General features: G+C 68.3%; 20 protein-coding genes and 3 pseudogenes. 12 read left to right on the forward strand and 11 right to left on the reverse strand.

Going from position 1 to position 16,280, the window contains the following annotated elements:
• Positions 1-108: pseudogene (locus tag D7147_RS32620) on the forward strand (IS5/IS1182 family transposase); the annotation flags it as partial.
• On the opposite strand, the gene D7147_RS08150 reads toward D7147_RS32620, so the two are convergent.
• The 3 genes from D7147_RS08150 to D7147_RS08160 all read right to left on the reverse strand — a co-directional run bounded on the left by D7147_RS08150 (position 92) and on the right by D7147_RS08160 (position 3,138).
• On the reverse strand, positions 92-757 hold the full coding sequence (locus D7147_RS08150) for an inositol monophosphatase family protein (protein ID WP_158609306.1): 666 nt from the start codon (positions 755-757) through the stop codon (positions 92-94). The pseudogene D7147_RS32620 and the gene D7147_RS08150 sit on opposite strands and share 17 nt — an antisense overlap.
• 514 nt (positions 758-1,271) lie before the next feature.
• Positions 1,272-2,102 carry a TrmH family RNA methyltransferase gene (locus tag D7147_RS08155; protein WP_120676636.1) on the reverse strand — a complete coding sequence of 277 codons (831 nt, stop codon included), beginning with the start codon at positions 2,100-2,102 and terminating at the stop codon, positions 1,272-1,274.
• Between the two features lie 205 nt (positions 2,103-2,307).
• Positions 2,308-3,138, reverse strand: a complete 831-nt coding sequence (locus tag D7147_RS08160; RefSeq protein WP_120675373.1) for a phytanoyl-CoA dioxygenase family protein — start codon at positions 3,136-3,138, stop codon at positions 2,308-2,310.
• A 110-nt stretch (positions 3,139-3,248) separates the two neighbouring features.
• Between D7147_RS08160 and D7147_RS08165 the strand changes: the two genes are divergently transcribed.
• The 3 genes from D7147_RS08165 to D7147_RS08175 all read left to right on the forward strand — a co-directional run bounded on the left by D7147_RS08165 (position 3,249) and on the right by D7147_RS08175 (position 4,899).
• Positions 3,249-3,785, forward strand: coding sequence for a GyrI-like domain-containing protein (locus tag D7147_RS08165; protein WP_120675375.1), 537 nt, complete (start codon positions 3,249-3,251; stop codon positions 3,783-3,785).
• A gap of 365 nt (positions 3,786-4,150) precedes the next feature.
• The gene (locus D7147_RS33355) at positions 4,151-4,342 is read left to right on the forward strand and encodes a YrhB domain-containing protein (RefSeq protein ID WP_267900756.1); all 192 of its coding nucleotides are present in this window, start codon (positions 4,151-4,153) and stop codon (positions 4,340-4,342) included.
• Between the two features lie 134 nt (positions 4,343-4,476).
• Positions 4,477-4,899: a DUF6234 family protein gene (locus tag D7147_RS08175; protein WP_120675379.1), complete on the forward strand. Its 423-nt coding sequence runs from the start codon at positions 4,477-4,479 to the stop codon at positions 4,897-4,899.
• 212 nt (positions 4,900-5,111) lie between these two features.
• On the opposite strand, the gene D7147_RS08180 is transcribed toward D7147_RS08175, so the two are convergent.
• Complete coding sequence (locus D7147_RS08180) at positions 5,112-5,681, reverse strand: TetR/AcrR family transcriptional regulator (protein ID WP_233563025.1); 570 nt, start codon at positions 5,679-5,681, stop codon at positions 5,112-5,114.
• Between the two features lie 103 nt (positions 5,682-5,784).
• On the opposite strand from D7147_RS08180, the gene D7147_RS08185 reads away from it, so the two are divergent.
• From D7147_RS08185 to D7147_RS08195, 3 genes are read left to right on the forward strand one after another with little or no spacing between them, the layout of a single operon-like run.
• Positions 5,785-6,744 (forward strand): zinc-binding dehydrogenase, encoded by a 960-nt coding sequence (locus D7147_RS08185; RefSeq protein ID WP_120675381.1) that lies wholly within the window; start codon positions 5,785-5,787, stop codon positions 6,742-6,744.
• Positions 6,745-6,794: 50 nt separating this feature from the next.
• Complete coding sequence (locus D7147_RS08190; RefSeq protein WP_120675383.1) at positions 6,795-7,145, forward strand: hypothetical protein; 351 nt, start codon at positions 6,795-6,797, stop codon at positions 7,143-7,145.
• Positions 7,146-7,194: 49 nt separating this feature from the next.
• On the forward strand, positions 7,195-7,584 hold the full coding sequence (locus D7147_RS08195; RefSeq protein ID WP_199734125.1) for a VOC family protein: 390 nt from the start codon (positions 7,195-7,197) through the stop codon (positions 7,582-7,584).
• 109 nt (positions 7,585-7,693) lie between these two features.
• Here D7147_RS08195 and D7147_RS08200 read toward each other — a convergent pair whose 3' ends face one another.
• From D7147_RS08200 to D7147_RS08210, 4 genes are all read right to left on the reverse strand, one after another.
• Complete coding sequence (locus D7147_RS08200) at positions 7,694-8,461, reverse strand: VOC family protein (protein ID WP_120675385.1); 768 nt, start codon at positions 8,459-8,461, stop codon at positions 7,694-7,696.
• Positions 8,458-8,595: a hypothetical protein gene (locus tag D7147_RS32390; RefSeq protein ID WP_158609308.1), complete on the reverse strand. Its 138-nt coding sequence runs from the start codon at positions 8,593-8,595 to the stop codon at positions 8,458-8,460. Before D7147_RS32390 ends, D7147_RS08200 begins: the two co-directional genes overlap by 4 nt.
• Positions 8,596-8,775: 180 nt before the next feature.
• Positions 8,776-9,216: a hypothetical protein gene (locus D7147_RS08205; RefSeq protein ID WP_120675387.1), complete on the reverse strand. Its 441-nt coding sequence runs from the start codon at positions 9,214-9,216 to the stop codon at positions 8,776-8,778.
• 457 nt (positions 9,217-9,673) lie between these two features.
• Complete coding sequence (locus tag D7147_RS08210) at positions 9,674-11,161, reverse strand: alkaline phosphatase family protein (protein ID WP_120675389.1); 1,488 nt, start codon at positions 11,159-11,161, stop codon at positions 9,674-9,676.
• A gap of 309 nt (positions 11,162-11,470) precedes the next feature.
• Here D7147_RS08210 and D7147_RS08215 point away from each other — a divergent pair, with 309 nt between their 5' ends.
• Positions 11,471-12,019 (forward strand): YciI family protein, encoded by a 549-nt coding sequence (locus D7147_RS08215; protein ID WP_120675391.1) that lies wholly within the window; start codon positions 11,471-11,473, stop codon positions 12,017-12,019.
• Positions 12,020-12,069: 50 nt separating this feature from the next.
• Here D7147_RS08215 and D7147_RS08220 read toward each other — a convergent pair.
• Positions 12,070-12,582 (reverse strand): annotated as a pseudogene (locus D7147_RS08220) (transposase family protein); the annotation flags it as partial.
• A 97-nt stretch (positions 12,583-12,679) separates the two neighbouring features.
• On the opposite strand from D7147_RS08220, the gene D7147_RS08225 reads away from it, so the two are divergent.
• The 4 genes and pseudogenes from D7147_RS08225 to D7147_RS08240 all read left to right on the forward strand — a co-directional run bounded on the left by D7147_RS08225 (position 12,680) and on the right by D7147_RS08240 (position 14,922).
• Positions 12,680-13,102: a DUF6234 family protein gene (locus D7147_RS08225; protein WP_120675395.1), complete on the forward strand. Its 423-nt coding sequence runs from the start codon at positions 12,680-12,682 to the stop codon at positions 13,100-13,102.
• 262 nt (positions 13,103-13,364) lie between these two features.
• Positions 13,365-13,805 carry a hypothetical protein gene (locus D7147_RS08230; RefSeq protein WP_120676646.1) on the forward strand — a complete coding sequence of 147 codons (441 nt, stop codon included), beginning with the start codon at positions 13,365-13,367 and terminating at the stop codon, positions 13,803-13,805.
• Positions 13,801-14,034 (forward strand): annotated as a pseudogene (locus tag D7147_RS08235) (ISL3 family transposase); the annotation flags it as partial. The gene D7147_RS08230 and the pseudogene D7147_RS08235, both read left to right, overlap by 5 nt.
• A gap of 96 nt (positions 14,035-14,130) precedes the next feature.
• Positions 14,131-14,922: a class I SAM-dependent methyltransferase gene (locus tag D7147_RS08240; RefSeq protein WP_120676648.1), complete on the forward strand. Its 792-nt coding sequence runs from the start codon at positions 14,131-14,133 to the stop codon at positions 14,920-14,922.
• Between the two features lie 27 nt (positions 14,923-14,949).
• On the opposite strand, the gene D7147_RS08245 is transcribed toward D7147_RS08240, so the two are convergent.
• Positions 14,950-15,594 (reverse strand): DUF6518 family protein, encoded by a 645-nt coding sequence (locus D7147_RS08245; protein ID WP_147437368.1) that lies wholly within the window; start codon positions 15,592-15,594, stop codon positions 14,950-14,952.
• Positions 15,595-15,730: 136 nt separating this feature from the next.
• On the reverse strand, positions 15,731-16,087 hold the full coding sequence (locus tag D7147_RS08250) for a VOC family protein (protein WP_120676656.1): 357 nt from the start codon (positions 16,085-16,087) through the stop codon (positions 15,731-15,733).
• Positions 16,088-16,280 lie beyond the last annotated feature (193 nt).

Genomic DNA, 16,280 nt, shown 5'->3' on the forward strand with positions numbered 1-16,280 from the left:
TTCAACCGGCTCAAACAGTGGCGGGACCTGGCCACCCGCTACGCCAAACGCGCATCCCTCTACCGAGCCAGCCTCGTCCTCATCGCCGCCATCATCTGGCTTCCATGATCGGCAGGACAGGACCTAGGAGAACCCACGGCGCGTGATCCCACTTGTGGTAACGCTCGGCCAAGAAGGCATCGATCTCACCACGAACGAGCTCGATCAGCGGTAGGGGGCTCGCCGTTGCGCGAGCCGCGCTCGGTGGGAGACGATCTCTGGACTCGTCGTCCAGAGCATCGAGCACGGCGTCAGCGAGCGTTGACGTCGAACTGACCTTGAGGCGGCGCGTCTTGCTCTCCTCGCGCGGCCAGGATGACTCGAAGGCACCGCCACCTCGGGTCGCCCACCAACAGCGCCGCAGCGCAGGAGAGGTGACGAGTGCGACCTGCGTGATCCCTCGAATCTCCAGAGCAATGTGGATTCGCCAGTTCGGATCACCCCGACTGAAGAACCCGGTGCCATCGATCGGGTCGAGGATCCAGACCCGATCGGACTCACCGAGCTGACCAAGTTCCTCACCGAGGAACGCATCTTCGGGGCGTGCCTCCGACAACGTCTCCCGCAGCAAGCGCTCGACTGCCCGATCGGCTTCGGTGACCGGTGTGCCGTCGGCCTTCAGCGTTGCCGAAACGCCAGATTCAAACTGAGCGAGCGCGAGCTCCGCCGCCAGGTCCGCGGTGTCGAACGCGAGTTGGAGGTCATCAGCGCTGCCCACAGCCGCTGACCCTATCAACCCAGCCCCACCCCTCAAGAGCCGATGAGGGAGCGTCAGACCGGCGCTCCAGATCGCAGCCGCCTCGGGCCACGGGCGACACCCAGAGGGTCACGGCGCACATGCAGTAGTACCTGGCCGCGCACTCATCTGCCGCGATCCGCGCGCTGTGGAGCGTGACCACCCAGCAGCCCTCGGAGTGTCCGGACATGCCGAGATCCGCGCTGGCCGAGTGCCGTCCGCAGTCCGCAGCGTTTCATGCCTTGGAGTCGGTTGGGAGTCGTTGCGATGCGGCCGGAGGTCCTGGCGGAGCGGCTGCTATCGGCGATCTCCGCGTACGGCGCGATGACCGGCATTCGGGTGGTCGCCGGATCCGCCCGGCACGATCACGGCGAGGACGACGTCCGCGCGCGCCCGTGTGGTGTCCGGCTGCGGCGCCTGTCCGCAGACGGGTGCCGCGGGTCAGGTAGCGCGATGGTGGCGGATAGCCGCCGAGCGGCCGCCTGTGATCAGTGCGCTACCGCCGGGCGGCGGCGGCCCGCTGGCGTGCCGATTCGTACAGCACGACAGTCGCGGCGGTCGCCGCGTTCAGGGAGCTGGCGGACCCGAACATGGGGATCCGGACGAGCTGGTCGCATGCCTCGCGCCAGCCGGAGCTGAGGCCGGTGGTCTCGTTGCCGATCAACGTTAGGTTGGGTTGTTTGAAGTCGTACTCGGCGGCGTCCAGGATGCCGCGCTCATCGGTTCCCACGATGCCGATGCCAATGCCGTCGGCGCGGACGTCGGCGACCCAGGATAGAACGGCCTGGTGGGAGGGCACCCGGACCACGGGCAAGGCGAACAGCGAGCCGGTGCTCGCCCGGACCGCCTTCGGGTCGTATACGTCGGCGGCGTGGCCGGTGACGATGACGCCGCTGGCACCGAAGGCGTCCGCCGACCGAACGAGGGTCCCGATATTGCCGGGGCTGGTGGGCCGATCGAACACGACGGTGAGCATGGTCGGACCGACCGGGATACGGCGCAGGTTGTCCTCAGGCAGCGCGACCACGGCCAGCAGCTCTGGGACCGTGTCTGCCTTACCTCCCAGTTCGTGCATCAGTTCATGCGAGACGGCGAACTTCTCGGCCCGGACTGTGTCCAGGGCCTCGCGTGCCCAGCCGGACAGCTGAGCGCTGGTGTCGTAGAGCAGCTCCCGGATTTGCCAGCCGTGTTCAACGGCCATGGTGATCGGGCGCACGCCCTGCACGAGGAACTCGCCGCGTTGCTGCCGCTTGGTCCGGTTGCCGAGGAGAGCTTTCCATTGCTGGAACCGCGCATTGCGGCCACTCACTCGCAGAACCACTGCCAACCCCGCCTCCGTCGCACGTAGCCCGCCCATGCCCTGCCTGCCACACTTCACCGGTCTCGGGGCGCTGTGCTGGGTGCCGGCCGGGATCCGCCACGCACGCCCTTTTCCGGCATCCCACTGGCGACGGCAACCTCACCGGCGCCGCGCCTTGGACCTCACCCTGACTCCCCGAGGTTTCCGACATGACCTTCGGCTAGCTAGGCGCTCAGGAACGACGGAGCAAGTCGCCCCGGCCGCGGTCGGTGCCATCCCCGTCCGGACCGAGGGCGTCCTGTCCGAGACCCCGACGGATCGCGATCTCTACGGGTGAGTATGCGCCGTCGGCCCGCTCCAGTTCGTATGGTGCGGCTGGCATCAGCGGCGGTTGGGCCATGAAGCGAGGCAGCGCTCCGTGGTGCGGTTGCGCCGCGTGCACCAGGAATGGGTGGCAAAGGAAGACGTCGCCCGGAGATCCGGTGGCGAGGGCGAGGGGCCGGTGCTCGGACGCCGCCACCAGGTCGGGCGCAAGGGCCAGTCCGCTCGCTCCGTCCTCCCCGTACTTCTCCAGCACCTTCGGCACGTCGAGGTGTGAACCGACCCGGATCCGGGTCGGGGCGTCCTTCTCACCGACCTCACTGAACAGGAACAGCATCAGCAGTGCCCGGCCCCGGGAGCGCACATTGGTGAAGTACCAGCTCTCGCCCTCCGGCAGATAGCTGCCCTCGATGTGCCAGCCCGCGTCGTCCGGCTCCTCTTCGTGCGGGAAGCGCAGCGGGAACGTGCCCAGCGAGTAGCGCGGCTCCCAGCGTCCCGCGCCGACGAGCAGGTCGTACGCGTGATGGAGGAACGGGGAGTTGGGAGCGGCGGCGAACGGCCCCTGCGCCATGCCGGGCACCCAGTGCACGGGCTGCGTCCACGTCGTTGGATCGTCCGGGTCGCAGCCCGTCTCCCGCCACAGCAGCCGCGCGCAGTCCGCTGCCACGCGCGGCGCGACGGCGCCCTCCAGCTTCACGAAGCCGTCGCGAAGAAAGCGGGCTACCAAGGTCGTGTCATCCATGCCCCCATCGTGCGGCGGCACCGGTCTCGATCACCCGACATTTTCCGCGCCGCTTTTGTCGCGTGCCCACCGGCGCGCTGCGACCAAGGTTGACATCGGACGGAGGCTTGATGATCTCGGCACTCCGTCTGACCGTCGAAGGGAGCGAACACGTGGACACCCGCATCGTCGACCATCCCGAGATCCGGCTCGTGGGGCACGCGGCCCGTGTCCGGCTGGTCCGTCGAGGCATCAACCCGCACATTCAGCGGCACATCACCACACTGCCGATGGAGGAGCACCTGCGCTTGAAGGCTCTCGGCAACACTGAGCCGACCGGCCTGCTCGCGGTCAGCGACGACCTTGACCCCGACTACGCCGAGGGCAGCGAGCTGACCTACCTTCACGGGGTCGCCGTGTCCCCGGGTACGCCGGTCTGCGGCGGCCTCGACATCATCGAAGTGCCGGCCGGCAGATGGGTGGTCATCCGGACCACGGGGCCGCATCCGCAGACTCTGCAGAATGCCTGGGCCACGGCCGCAGCCGCGTGGTTTCCGTTCAACCCGTGGCGTTTGCGGCCAGGTCCGGAGATCGTCGCAGTGCTTGAGGCTACGGACGACTTCAGCACCGCGACCTGTGAACTCTGGCTGCCCGTCGAACCGGCATAACGATCTGGCGAGCATCCAGACAGCATCAGGGATCCGGCCCGGCGGCCAACAGGATGGCCCGGCCGCGGCAACCGAGCGCGAATATCCGGATCTGCCGCCGATCGTGCGTGCCGTCCAACCGGGCTATCACGCTCGGTGGTTGGTTCCTGCGTCAAGCGGGCATCCTGAACTGCCGATGCGCGGATGCCTCGATGCCGGCGCAGGGTGCGATGATCAAATGCGGCGACACCCGGATCAGCGGAGACGGCACGCAGGGAGTATGCGCATGAGTCGGCCGTGGCCATTTCAAGGGACCCTGATGCAGGATGCCTACGAGGCGGCCCAGGATCTGCTGGATCGGCTGGTGCGTCCGCGGTGCGGCAGCGATGTCGTCATTTGCTCTTGTCGGGAGTTCCCCGACCGCTTGGGTTTTCGGTTGCAACACGCGTCGGTTCTTGCAGGACATGGAGCTTCTGGCGTCTCTCGTCGGTAACGGCCCGGTCGTCGTGCCCAAGTCGGGCGAGCCGCCATATCTCGGCGTCTCCGGCGGCCCCATCGAGGATCAGATCCAGCCCTGACACGGCGGGGGAGACTGCCGATGCGGGGTGACCGCGCCGGTGGGACGCCTCGCCGTCCCCGAGTGGGCGTATGGACCTGCCGTCGACCGGTTGCCGCCTTCGTCTCGCTTGTCTGTCGTGGATAGCGTGCGGGCGTGGATCGTCGATCTGCGGCGCCGTGGGCGCCGGCCGTGGTCGCGCTGCTGACGGTGGCGTGGCTCATCGGCGGGCTGGTGCTGCTCGGGTGGGTGTTCGGCATCGGCCTCGAGGGCTGGGCGGACCAGCACAGTAACCAGGGTGGTGGTGCCGACGCACTATCGCGTAAGGCGAACGTAGCCCTGTTGCTCTTGGTCGCGGAGGTGGTGGCCGGCCCGGTGGTGATCGCCGTCGTGGCGCGCGGCGGGCTTCTGCGCCGGACCGCCGCTGTCTACCTGGTGATTGCGTTCGGTCTCGGCGTAGTCGCCGTTCCGGTCGCCGCTGGCGCGTACCGAGAGCTCGCCCCGTCCCCGCCTCCCTCTCCGCCGCCGACGAGATGTCAGGAGCACAGCGGCGGCGATACCCGCTGCCCGGGCGGTTAGCCCCAGCTCCGAAGGCCGAGCACCACCTCAGCTCGTAAGCCCCGCACCCCAGCGTCCGGGTTTGCCGCGGTCCTCTTGCCGTGGTCGGAGACGACGGGGGGAACGAACTGGCAGACCTGATCGGGAACCCGTGTCGGGGACAGCCGGCCCACGGACCCTTTCGTGGGCTTGGGCGGAACCGGCCGGACTACGAGCTTCGCGGTGAGTGCCACTCAAGAGCGAAACGCCCGGATTGCGAGCGCCGCGAAGCGGCGGGAGGCGGCAACCCGGGTGCTTGTCGATGTGGCGTGCAGGCCGTTGTTCGCCATGAACACGAGGATGAGATCGTCCAGGACGAAGTCGGACCGCAACTGGCCGGTCTCCTTGGCGCGGCGTGTGAGCTCGGCGAGCGAGCGGAGCGTGCGTTCGCGTTCCGCGGTGAGGTCGATGGCGTGAGGGAAGGCCGAGGTGAACGCCGTGGTGACGCCACGGTTTCGTGCCTGTAGCTCGAAGAGCCGCTCGATTACGCGGCAGAAGCCGTGCCACGGGTCCGGGTCGGCGAGTTCCTCCTCGGCGATGGTGCGGCAGGCCTGCATCTGCTCGGTGAAGGCCTCGGCGGCCAGCGCCTGCTTGGTGGGGAAGCGGCGGTAGAGGGTGGCGGGGCCGACGCCGGCGCGTCGGGCGATCTCGCGCATCGGCACGTCCATGCCTTCGGCGGCGAATACCGCCCGGGCCGCTTCGAGGATCCGCTCGCGGTTGTCCAGGGCGTCTGAGCGCAGCTTGTGAGGCAATTCGTCGGCCACCGTCTCACTATAGCTAAACGGACGCCGGCGTCCGTTAACGTTCCGGCGCACGCAGGCGTCGCCCTCCGGCGGCCCTAGATAAAGCTCACGAAGAGGAACAACCATGAAGGCAGTCACGATCAAGGAGTTCGGACCCCCCGAAGGGCTCGCCGTCATCGACATCCCCAGCCCGGCACCCGCCTCCGGCCAGGTGCTGATCGCCGTCGAGGCGATCGGAGTCGCGGGCGTCGACGTCATGATTCGAAGCGGCGCCCTCGCCGCCTACGGCTACCGGCAGGGGCATATCCCCGGCGGGGAGGTCTCCGGAACGGTGACCGCGGTGGGCGACGGCGTCGACCCCAGCTGGCTCGGGCAGCGGGTGTGGGCGTTCACCGGCGCCGGCGGCTACGCCGAGCAGGCGATCGCGCCGATCGGGGAGGTCGTACCCCTCCCGGCGGGTCTTGCCGCCGTCGACGCCGTGACGCTCGGCAGCGCCGGGGTCGTGGCCCACTTCGGTCTCGTCCAAGCCCACTTCTCCCCAGGAGAGGCCGTGCTCGTGCGTGGCGCGGCCGGCAGCATCGGGATCATGACGGTCCAACTCGCGGCACGCGGTGCTGCCGGTGCCGTGGCCGTCACCACATCCTCGCCGGAACGTGGCCGTCGGCTACGCGACCTCGGCGCGACCCACGTGCTGGACCGCTCCGGCGCAGGAGGACCGGACGATCCCGCGGGCTACGACGTGATCATCGACGTCGTGGCGGGTCAAAGCATGCCCACGTTCTTCGACAGGCTCAACCCCAACGGCCGGCTCGTGGTCGTCGGCGCGGTCGGGGGCCAGCCACCGGCGGACTTCGGCACGCGGTTGATGGCCGCCTTCCAGAAGTCGATGTCCTTCGCCACCTTCAGCGCCGCGACGGTCACCCAGCCCGCCCGACACGCGGTGCGGATCGAGCAGTTCGCCGCCGCAGCTCGCGGCGAACTCCAGACCGTGGTGCACGAGGTGCTGCCGCTGACGCACGCCGTGGTGGCGCACCGGAAGATGGACGCCGGCGACGTCTTCGGCAGGGTCATGCTGACGCCCTAGTCGGGGCCGTGCTGCGGATCGTCTTCGGGCAGGCTGGGTAGGTTGACCGCATGCCTTCCGCACTTGTTGTTGGTTACGACCCCCACGCGATACCTGGCGTCGACGCAGACGCACTCCGTGCCGGCCTCGATGCGGAGCTGACCCGGTTCGGTGAGCACGGCATCGACGCGGCCATGACGCTGATCGTGTTCGGCGAATCGGCCGAGTCCACGCTCGTCGCCTCGTTGACCATGCAGCCGTGGGATGTCGTGGTCGTCGGCGGCGGAATCCGCAAGACCGAGCAACTGCTTCCGCTCTTCGAACAGGTCGTGAACCTGATCCGCCGCCATGCACCCCAGGCCGCCATCGCGTTCAACACCACCGGCGGCGACAGCGTGGAGGCGGCACAGCGGTGGCTCTGAATCCCAGCCGCCGGATCACGTCCTGAGCCACAGTTGCCGGGACCTCGCCATGAAGAAGGTGTTCGCATTGCCGTTCGGTCGGCTCCACCACCTGATCATCGACTGCCCGGACCCGATGGCCGAGGCGCGGTTCTGGAGCGCGATCCTCGGCGACCCGATCACCTACGTGGACGCGGACTTCGTCGTCGTGTCAGCCAGCACGACGGCATCCGGGCTGGCGTTTCAGCGCGCGGACGACCTGACACCGTCGACCTGGCCGGACCCGGCAGTGCCACAGCAGATGCACCTCGACGTGATGGTCGACGACCAGGCCGCGGCGGGCGAGGCAGCGCTCGCGCTCGGCGCGCCGCGGCTGCCCGGCGATCACGTGTACGCCGACCCGGCAGGCCACCCGTTCTGCCTGATCAGACGCCCGACCTGGGCGCCACCCGTGAACTGAGCTCAGCGGTGCATCATGCTCAGCACATGGCCCCCGCCGGGCCATCGTGCCGGTGACGACGGCGCCCACGGGCCGCTGGTGATGCCGGTACGGCCGGCGCCGCGTACGGTCAGGGCGGGGTGGTCCCCAGGACCGAGAAGAACGCCCCCTGCGGATCGGTGAGCACCGCGAACCGTCCCCGCGTCAGGTCCGTCGGCTGGACGGCGACCGTCGCGCCCATCCGAATCGCCTCGGCGACGACCCTGTCGGTGTCGGTGACCGCGAAGTAGACCATCCAGTGCGACGGAAGATCACCCCAATCCTCGCCGAACATCGGCATCATCCCGGCGACCGGACGGCCGTCCAACTGCCATGTCGTGTAGGTGATCGGTCCCATCGGTTGGTCGTCCGCCGTCCACCCGAACACCGACCCGTAGAACTCCTTCGCCCCGTCCCACTCCCGCGTGGTCAGCTCAGGCCAGGTCAGCGAGCCGGGCACGTCGAACACCTCGGCCCCCGGCATACCGAGGGATTGCCACACCCCGAACGACGCGCCGGCCGGGTCGGCGAACAGCGCCGTCCGCCGGGAGCCGGGGACGTCGACGGGCTCGGTCAAGATGAAGCCGCCGGCGGCGGTCACCCGCCGACAGACCCCCTCGACGTCATCGGTCGCCAGGTAGGGCAGCCAGGCAGGCGGTTGTTGCGGGTCGGCCCGCAGCCCGGCACCGGCCACCGGTTTGCCCTGCTGGTGGAAGACGAGGTGACCGTCAGCCCCGGCCTGCGGGTCCGCCTCGGCGACGGCCCAGCCGAACAGGGGCGCGTAGAAGCGCGTCGCGCCGTCAAGGTCGGTGGTGACCAGGTCGACCCAGGCGGGGGCCCCCGGTGGAATATCCGTCATGGCTTCGGCTTCGCTTCCTCTGCTCCGGCGTGATCCGCCCGGTTCCAGCCGAACGGCTCCGGGCAGCCCGCGTCGGCGAGATCCCGGATGGCCAGGGCGGCCCGGCAGGGCGTGCCCGGCGGGACGGTGCTCACGTCGACCCCTCTCGATTGGGGCGGCCACCGCGGGCACGCCCCTGTCGGCATCGTGGCACCGTTCGCGCGCCGTACGGGGCGGATCGGGCGAATCGCCAGCTGAACCGTCGCCCTGGTCTGCCGCGAAGTGGGCGCGCCGACGTCGAATCACCCATCTCGGCGATCGATGTCAGGGCGGCTTCAGATCTCGAAGTCCTCCGCCCACCGCTCCCAATCGACAACGGTGAGGCCAGCCGGCGCTCCTTCGGGGGACGGCAGTGCGACATGGTCCTGCAACCACACGATCACCAGCCGGGAGCGGTGGAGTACGGGATCCTTGCCGTCATCGACGGGCCCCGACGAGAACCGCCCCATCACGATCACTGCGGGAAGCGACTCAACCGGCCCGAACGGAAGCGAACCAACATTCAGGTCCGACTCCCGGGTCCGTGGAGGGTCGACGACGTGGACGGGTGCACCGGGCAGGACACGCGCCGCTCGCTGCGCCAACCCGCCCATGATCATGTCGTTCAGTCGCCGCATCGGGTAGCCCTCGAGCAGCCCACCGTACGTCGATGTCAGATGCACCTCGGTCAGTGCGATGTCACGCCCGTTGGGCAACACCACCAGCGCCAACTCCACAGCCGTAGAAGATACGTGGCATCCACGACGGCACCGCCGCTCGCCCGATGTGTCCGACGCGGTGCCTTGCTGCGCTCGGATGAGCTCAACCCAGGCGGTGCTGGGCCCGCTTGGCGGCGATCGCCCTGCGCGGAGCCATCGAGCTAATCGCGCAGGCCGGCGGCGGCCTGGTCGAGGGCCATCCGCACGACACCGGCGGGGTCCGGAGGGAGAATTCGTCGTTTCTCTACAACGGCACTTGCGCCTGAACTGGACGCGCATTGGACGAGACGCCCGTCAGCACCCTCCGGTTGGACCAGGCATCCGCTCATCCAACGATCGGCACTCCCGCCGCGAAGGTAGCGCCGGGCAAGTCGAGGTCGTCTGGATGATTTGGTGTACCGGGTGCCCGCGTGGAGGGTAAAGGCCCGGCCGGGAAGTGCTTCCCGGCCGGGCCCTTGACGAGCCTCGGTAGGTGTCAGCCGACGTGCGGCCGGTGGCCCTTCTCCTGCCTGGGCATCTGCTGCTTCGCCGGCGGCCCTTCCGGCATCGGCAGGTTCTTGATCGCGTACTGGGTGAAGTTGTAGTCGCCCACGGTGTCCGGCATCGTCGGGGCCTCGGCGCGCTTTTTGTTGAACCGGAACGCCGCGGTCAGGTCACCACAGGTCTCCCGGCGCCATGCGCTGATGTTGGTCTCCTTAACCCCGGTGATGTGCTCCAGGAACTGCAACTGCGAGGTGTGGTCGGAGACCTCGGAGCAGACGTAACCGCCCGCGGTCCACGGCGACACGATGATGCACGGCACGCGGAAACCGAGGCCGTTGGGCCATCCCCGGCCCTGCTCACCGACGGTGGAGGTCTTGAAGACGAACTCGTCCGGGGTGCCGGCCGGCGGGGTCGGCGGAACGACGTGGTCGAAGAGGCCGTCGTTCTCGTCGTAGGACAGGATGAAGACGGTCTTGGCCCATACCTCGGGGTTCGACGCGATGGCGTCGATCTTGCCCGCGATGAACTGCGCACCGGCCGCGGCTGAGCCCGGGGTGGAGGGGTGCTCGTCGTAGCCGGACGGCGGCAGGATCCAGCTGACCGTCGGCAGCGAGTCGTTCAGGCAGTCGTACTCGAACTGCCCCAGGGGCTGGGTCGCCACGCCGTTCTCGTAGAAGCCGTCGCCGGGCTGGGCCTGGGCGAAGTCGGTGAACTTGCTGATCGCGGACGATCCGGTGAGGCCGCCGGGCTGGCGGTAGACCTTCCAGCTCACGCCGGCTTCGCTGAGTCGCTTCGGGTAGGTCTTCCAGGAGAACTGGTTGGCCGGACCACTGGTGGTCAGTGAGGGGCCGCCTGCCAGACCGTCGACATCGATCGTGCCCGACATCCACATGTGCCGGTTCGGGCCGGTCGGGCCAATCACCGAACAGTGGTAGTGGTCCAGGATGGTGAAGGACTCGGCCAGTGCGTAGTGGAACGGGATGTCCTCACGGGTCAGGTAGCCCATGGTGAACGGAGCGTTCTCGCCGTCGTGCGGAATATGCGCCGGGATCCAGTTGTCCATCTTGCCGCCGTTCCACGCCTCGTGCTGGCCCTGCCAGCCGTGGTCGGTGGAGGGCAGCGCGTGGCCGGCGAGCTTCTTGGTGTCAAGGTGGAACGGCAGCACGTAACCGTCCGGGTGACCATCCCAGGGCTGGTGGAAAACGGAACGGCCGTTCCCCAGGATCAGCGCGTTCGGGTCGTCGAAGCCGCAGACGCCCGACATCGTGCCGAAGTAGTGGTCGAAGCTGCGGTTCTCCTGCATCAACATCACGACGTGCTTGATGTCGCTGAGACGACCGGAGGTCTTCGGCGGCGTGGCAAGCGCCTTCTGGACGTTCGGCGGCAGCGCCAGCGACGCGGCACCGAGGGCGGCTGCGGCCCCGGTCCCGAGGATCCGTCGGCGGGTGAATCGGGATGGGCTCTGGTCCTGCTCTGGCATAGGGGTGGAGTCCTCTGCTCTGCGGGCCGACTGCGGACTCGTTGATCATTTCGATGAAACGTGAACGGGACCCTAACCAGCACCTACGGGCTGAGGAAGGCGGCGAACTGTCGGACTCGGCACAGGGTTCCGTGAAGCGTTGGTGCGGCAGATCGTTGAGATGCTCTCACTTGCACGGTGTCTTGCCGTCAGCCCCGATCATCAGTGAGCCTTTTCCAACCTGCGAGGGATTTGATGATCCCGGCCGGTGTTGTGACCAGGTGGTGCCCTCGTCCGGTTGGTGTTGGCTATGGGTCGAGACTGTGGGGCATGGAGTTTCTGTGCTTCCACCGTGATCGGCCCGACTCTGTCACCCTGCGCGACGAGTTGATAGAAGAACACTGGTCCTACATGGACCGGTACGCTACGGAGATGATCGCCCGCGGGCCGGCCCTCGCCGACGACGGCGAGACGCCCACGGGCAGCCTGCACATCGTCGACCTGCCCAGCTCCGCCGCCGCCCGAGCGTTCGCCTTCGACGAGCCCAACTACCAGGCCGGCGTGTATCGCGACGTGCTGCTTCGGCGATGGCGCAACACGTTGGGACGCAGCATGTGGGACTTTCCCGGCGGCCCGACCGGCGGTAACCGTTACCTGGTGCTGGCCCTCGGCGCGGGGCAGGCCGCCGATCTGGCCGTGCCGCCCGGCTCGGATCAGCTGATCGCCTACGGGCCGCTGCTGTCAGACGACGGCGCTGCCTGGCTGGGTACCGCGATGCTGGTCCAGGTGCCGGATCCGGACACGGCTCGCGCCATCCTGACTTCGGACCGGTACGCCGACATCGAGGTGCACAACTGGCAGTTCGGTGGGCGGCGCTAAGGAAGTAAGGAGGTCCAGGGTCTGCGCGCCGCCTTCAACGTTCCGCCACTTCACCTCGAGTAGCGGTTGGCTTCGACGTGGTGCAGGAAGAGGATGGCCTGCACGATCGTGGTGGCTCGGCGTGGGCAGCAGTGCATCACGTCGGCGCTGGTCAAGGCATCGATGATGCCGTGAGTGCGGGCCGCGGTCAGGTCATGGACGGAGCCGGGCAGTGCTGGGGAGGCCCAGACGAGCCGACCCACCGCGTCAGCGATGACCTGCACGTTCACGCGGTGGCGCTTGTGCTTGCCGGAGCAGTAGGGCTTCTGGTCGGCGATCCGATCGATCGGGATGAGCGTGCCGTCCAGGATCGCGTATGCCAGCATACGGATCTTCTTCATTGCCGTGGCCAGGTCATCAGCGGCTGTCGCGAGCAGGGCGATCACCTCCTGCACGTACCGCCAGGCAGTGGCCAAGCCGACCTCGAACCCGGCAGCCAGGCGGGTGTAGGTGTCGCCGTTACGCAGATGAGCGAGAGCGAGGAGTGCTTGCCGGCCCGCATCGAGGCGCCGCCACCTCGACCGAAGCCTGGCCGGGCCACGGTCGCAGGTCAATGAAACAAGTAGCCGTCGACCGGTTGCCGCCTTCGTCTCGCTTGTCTGTCGTGGATAGCGTGCGGGCGTGGATCGTCGATCTGCGGCGCCGTGGGCGCCGGCCGTGGTCGCGCTGCTGACGGTGGCGTGGCTCATCGGCGGGCTGGTGCTGCTCGGGTGGGTGTTCGGCATCGGCCTCGAGGGCTGGGCGGACCAGCACAGTAACCAGGGTGGTGGTGCCGACGCACTATCGCGTAAGGCGAACGTAGCCCTGCTGCTCTTGGTCGCGGAGGTGGTGGCCGGCCCGGTGGTGATCGCCGTCGTGGCCCGCGGCGGGCTTCTGCGCCGGACCGCCGCTGTCTACCTGGTGATTGCGTTCGGTCTCGGCGTAGTCGCCGTTCCGGTCGCCGCCGGCGCGTACCGAGAGCTCGCCCCGCCCCCGCCTCCCTCTCCGCCGCCGACGAGATGTCAGGAGCACAGCGGCGGCGATACCCGCTGCCCGGGCGGTTAGCCCCAGCTCCGAAGGCCGAGCACCACCTCAGCTCGTAAGCCCCGCACCCCAGCGTCCGGATCTGCCGCCGATCGTGCGTGCCGTCCAACCGGGCTATCACGCTCGATGGCCGGTTCCTGCGTCGCGCGGGCCTCCTGAACTGTCGAGGAGCGGATGTGATCGCCGTCCAGGCGAATCACGGCAGTGGTGTGCGCCTCGGCTGGGCTCGTTGGGCGATGGAGCAGAGCGTGCCTCGCTGCCATACCCTGCTGTCGTGCCGATCATGGGGGAAGAACGTCGTGCGGCTGTAGCCAGGATTCGCCGTCTACGGGTGTCGGTGGCGCTCGCAGTCATCGTCGCAGTCATCGCGGGGCTCGGCGGTTATCGGATCGGCTTGTCGCGTGAGCGGCATTCGGCGACCGCGGTGGTGTTGACGGGGACTGTCACGTGGTCGAACGCGGAGACCCGACTGATCGCGTTCGAGACGGATGGCGTCGTCCGCAAGCCCAACGAGGGGGACATGATCTACTCGGTGCTCACCGACAACTGGCAGGACGTCGCGGGGACGTTTCGCTCGGATGGCACGTATCCGACCTGTCTGGCCGGGAAGAGTGACGACCCGGTTTCCATGGACCATCACCGCGCCGAGTTGACGGTCATCGATTGGGACACTGGTGGCGCCCAGCCGATGCACGTCGCGGTCCGAGTCCGCTGTCTGGACTGACCGCCCGAAGGGGTGCATGCAGCGCCTGGCCACGACCGTCGAGACGTGGTGGCCGGAAACCCCCGCGTTCCTGCACAGCGGCATCACCGACCTCGGCACCGAAGTCACCAATCGAGTCGTCAAGATCATCGCCTGCGACACCTGCGGCTTCCGCAGCCCCGTCAACCAGCGCTTACGCACTCGCTGCACGGCCATTCGGCGAGCCCGTGGACACCTCGACGCCCGCTAACTTTGTTGAGCCCGCACCCTGATTGGTGTTGGCTACCGCAGCGGCGCCGACCCGTCAGAACCGTTGCTGTCCGCTTGGCTGTGCAGGGAGTTGAACATGCAGGACGATGTTGTCGACCCCGTTGCTCATAATCGGGCAGCCTGGGACAAGTATGTCCATGAGGGCAACGAGTGGTCGAGGCCGGTGAGCGCTGAGACTGTCGAACGCGCCCGCATGGGCGACTGGTCCGTTGTTCTCATCGGGCGTGAGCCAGTCGACCGCTCCTGGCTGCCGGCGGACCTGACCGGCAAGGACGTGTTGTGCCTGGCCTCCGGCGGTGGCCAGCAAGGTCCGATCCTCGCTGCCGCAGGGGCGCGGGTCACCGTGTTCGACAACTCGCCCCGCCAGCTCGGCCAGGACCAACTGGTGGCGGCACGCGACGGACTCGAGCTGCGCACCGTCCTCGGCGACATGCGCGACCTCAGCGCCTTCGGCGACGCAACATTCGACGTCGTACTCCACCCGGTCTCGAACCTGTTCGTACCAAACTTGGCACCGGTGTGGCGTGAGTGCTTCCGCGTCCTGCGGCCGGGCGGAACTCTGCTCGCGGGCTTCCTCAACCCCGATGTGTACCTCTTCGACCACGAGGCGCTCGACGAGCGCGGCGAGCTGGTCGTCGTGCACAAGCTGCCCTACAGCGACGTCACGCAGTACTCCGCCGAGGAACGCGCCACGAAGTTCGGCGCGGATGCCCCTCTTGAATACAGTCACACCCTCACCGCGCAGATCGGCGGGCAACTCGCCGCGGGGTTCGTCCTCACCGGCTTCGCAGAAGCACCGCACCAATCCAACGCGTCCGCTCAATACATGTCGCACTACTTTGCGACGCTCGCGGTCAAGCCGGTCTGACCCAGCCGAAGGCCGGCCAATCGCCCCTCAGCGCAGCCTGACTGATGCCGCCAGGATCACGCGACGTCCCTTCGCGCGGATGATCAGCACAGTGGCCGCTGCCGCCGCTACCCACACGGTCAGCCGCACCGGCTGAGCCATCAGGCTGTCCGACGGTGGAGGCAGTACCACCATCTGCAGTGTGGCGCCAGCAGGCATCAGTAGGGCGGCCAGTGTCCCGGCCGGACCGGGTCGCCGGATCAACGCGCCGGCAACCCCGAGCGCAGGGCCGAGCACCACGCTGGCGAGTAACCAGTACCGGGTCGCCATGCCCCACCACGTGCCGCCGTCGAAGAGCACGTCCATGCCGTAGTAGATGGCGGTGGCGAACACCAACGTCAGGCCTCCGGCTGCCGCGCCGCGCAGCAACCCCGCAGCGGGGTGTGTGTGCCGGCTGACCAGCCAGCCCACCAGCACAGCCGTCGCGGCCCACGCCCATCCAGCGTCGAGAACCAGGCTGGCGAACTCCGCGACCTGCGACCAGCCCCCACGATCGGCACGCGCGGTGCCGACTTCGCCAAGCCAGACCGGCACATGGTTCACCACCGAGTCGACGGCACCCAACGACATCCCTACGACCGGACCAGACACCACCCACAGTGAGCGACCATGCCCCCGCATCATGGCAATCATTGTGCTTGATCCGTACATGATTGACCGGCCCGAGGACGACGGCGAGAAGAGGACGAGCATCTCCTGAGCCGCCGCTGAGAGCGACCATCACACCCAGCCACCCGCGGCCGCGGCGATTGAGGATCACCCGTCCTGATCAACTCGTGCAGAGGCAGAAGGGATGACCTGCGGGGTCGAGGAAGACTCGGAAAGTCGTACCGGGTTGGTGCGGGTGTTTGGTTGCGCCGAGATCGAGCACTGCCGCCTCGGCGGCATCGAGGTCGTCGACGATCACGTCGAGGTGCATCTGCTGGGGTGGTTCCTGGGTCGGCCAGATCGGTGGCGTGTACCCATCCACCTGCTGGAACGAGATGCACTGACCGTAGTCCGCGCGGGCGTCGGCCCAGTCGGAGGAGACGTCGACCTTCCAATCCAACATGGCGCCGTAGAACCGGGCGAGCGTTCCAGGGTCGGGACAGTCGATGACGATGCTGGGGAAGCGGGCGATAGCCATGCCGGCCATGGTAGGGGCGGTTGCGGACGATCGACGTCCTGATTGCCTCGGTGGCGTCGCCTCGACGAGGCCGCCGAAGGGGCAGGGCGATGCCCGGCGGGAGGAGCAAGTCCTGCGGGCAACGGTGGCCCGGCGGCGGCGGAAAGGCGCCCGGGGGCGACGCCCGGCTCGCCGGCTCCGCCCCGAGCGCTCG

The organism is Micromonospora musae, from assembly GCF_003626545.1.
Taxonomy (GTDB): domain Bacteria; phylum Actinomycetota; class Actinomycetes; order Mycobacteriales; family Micromonosporaceae; genus Micromonospora; species Micromonospora musae.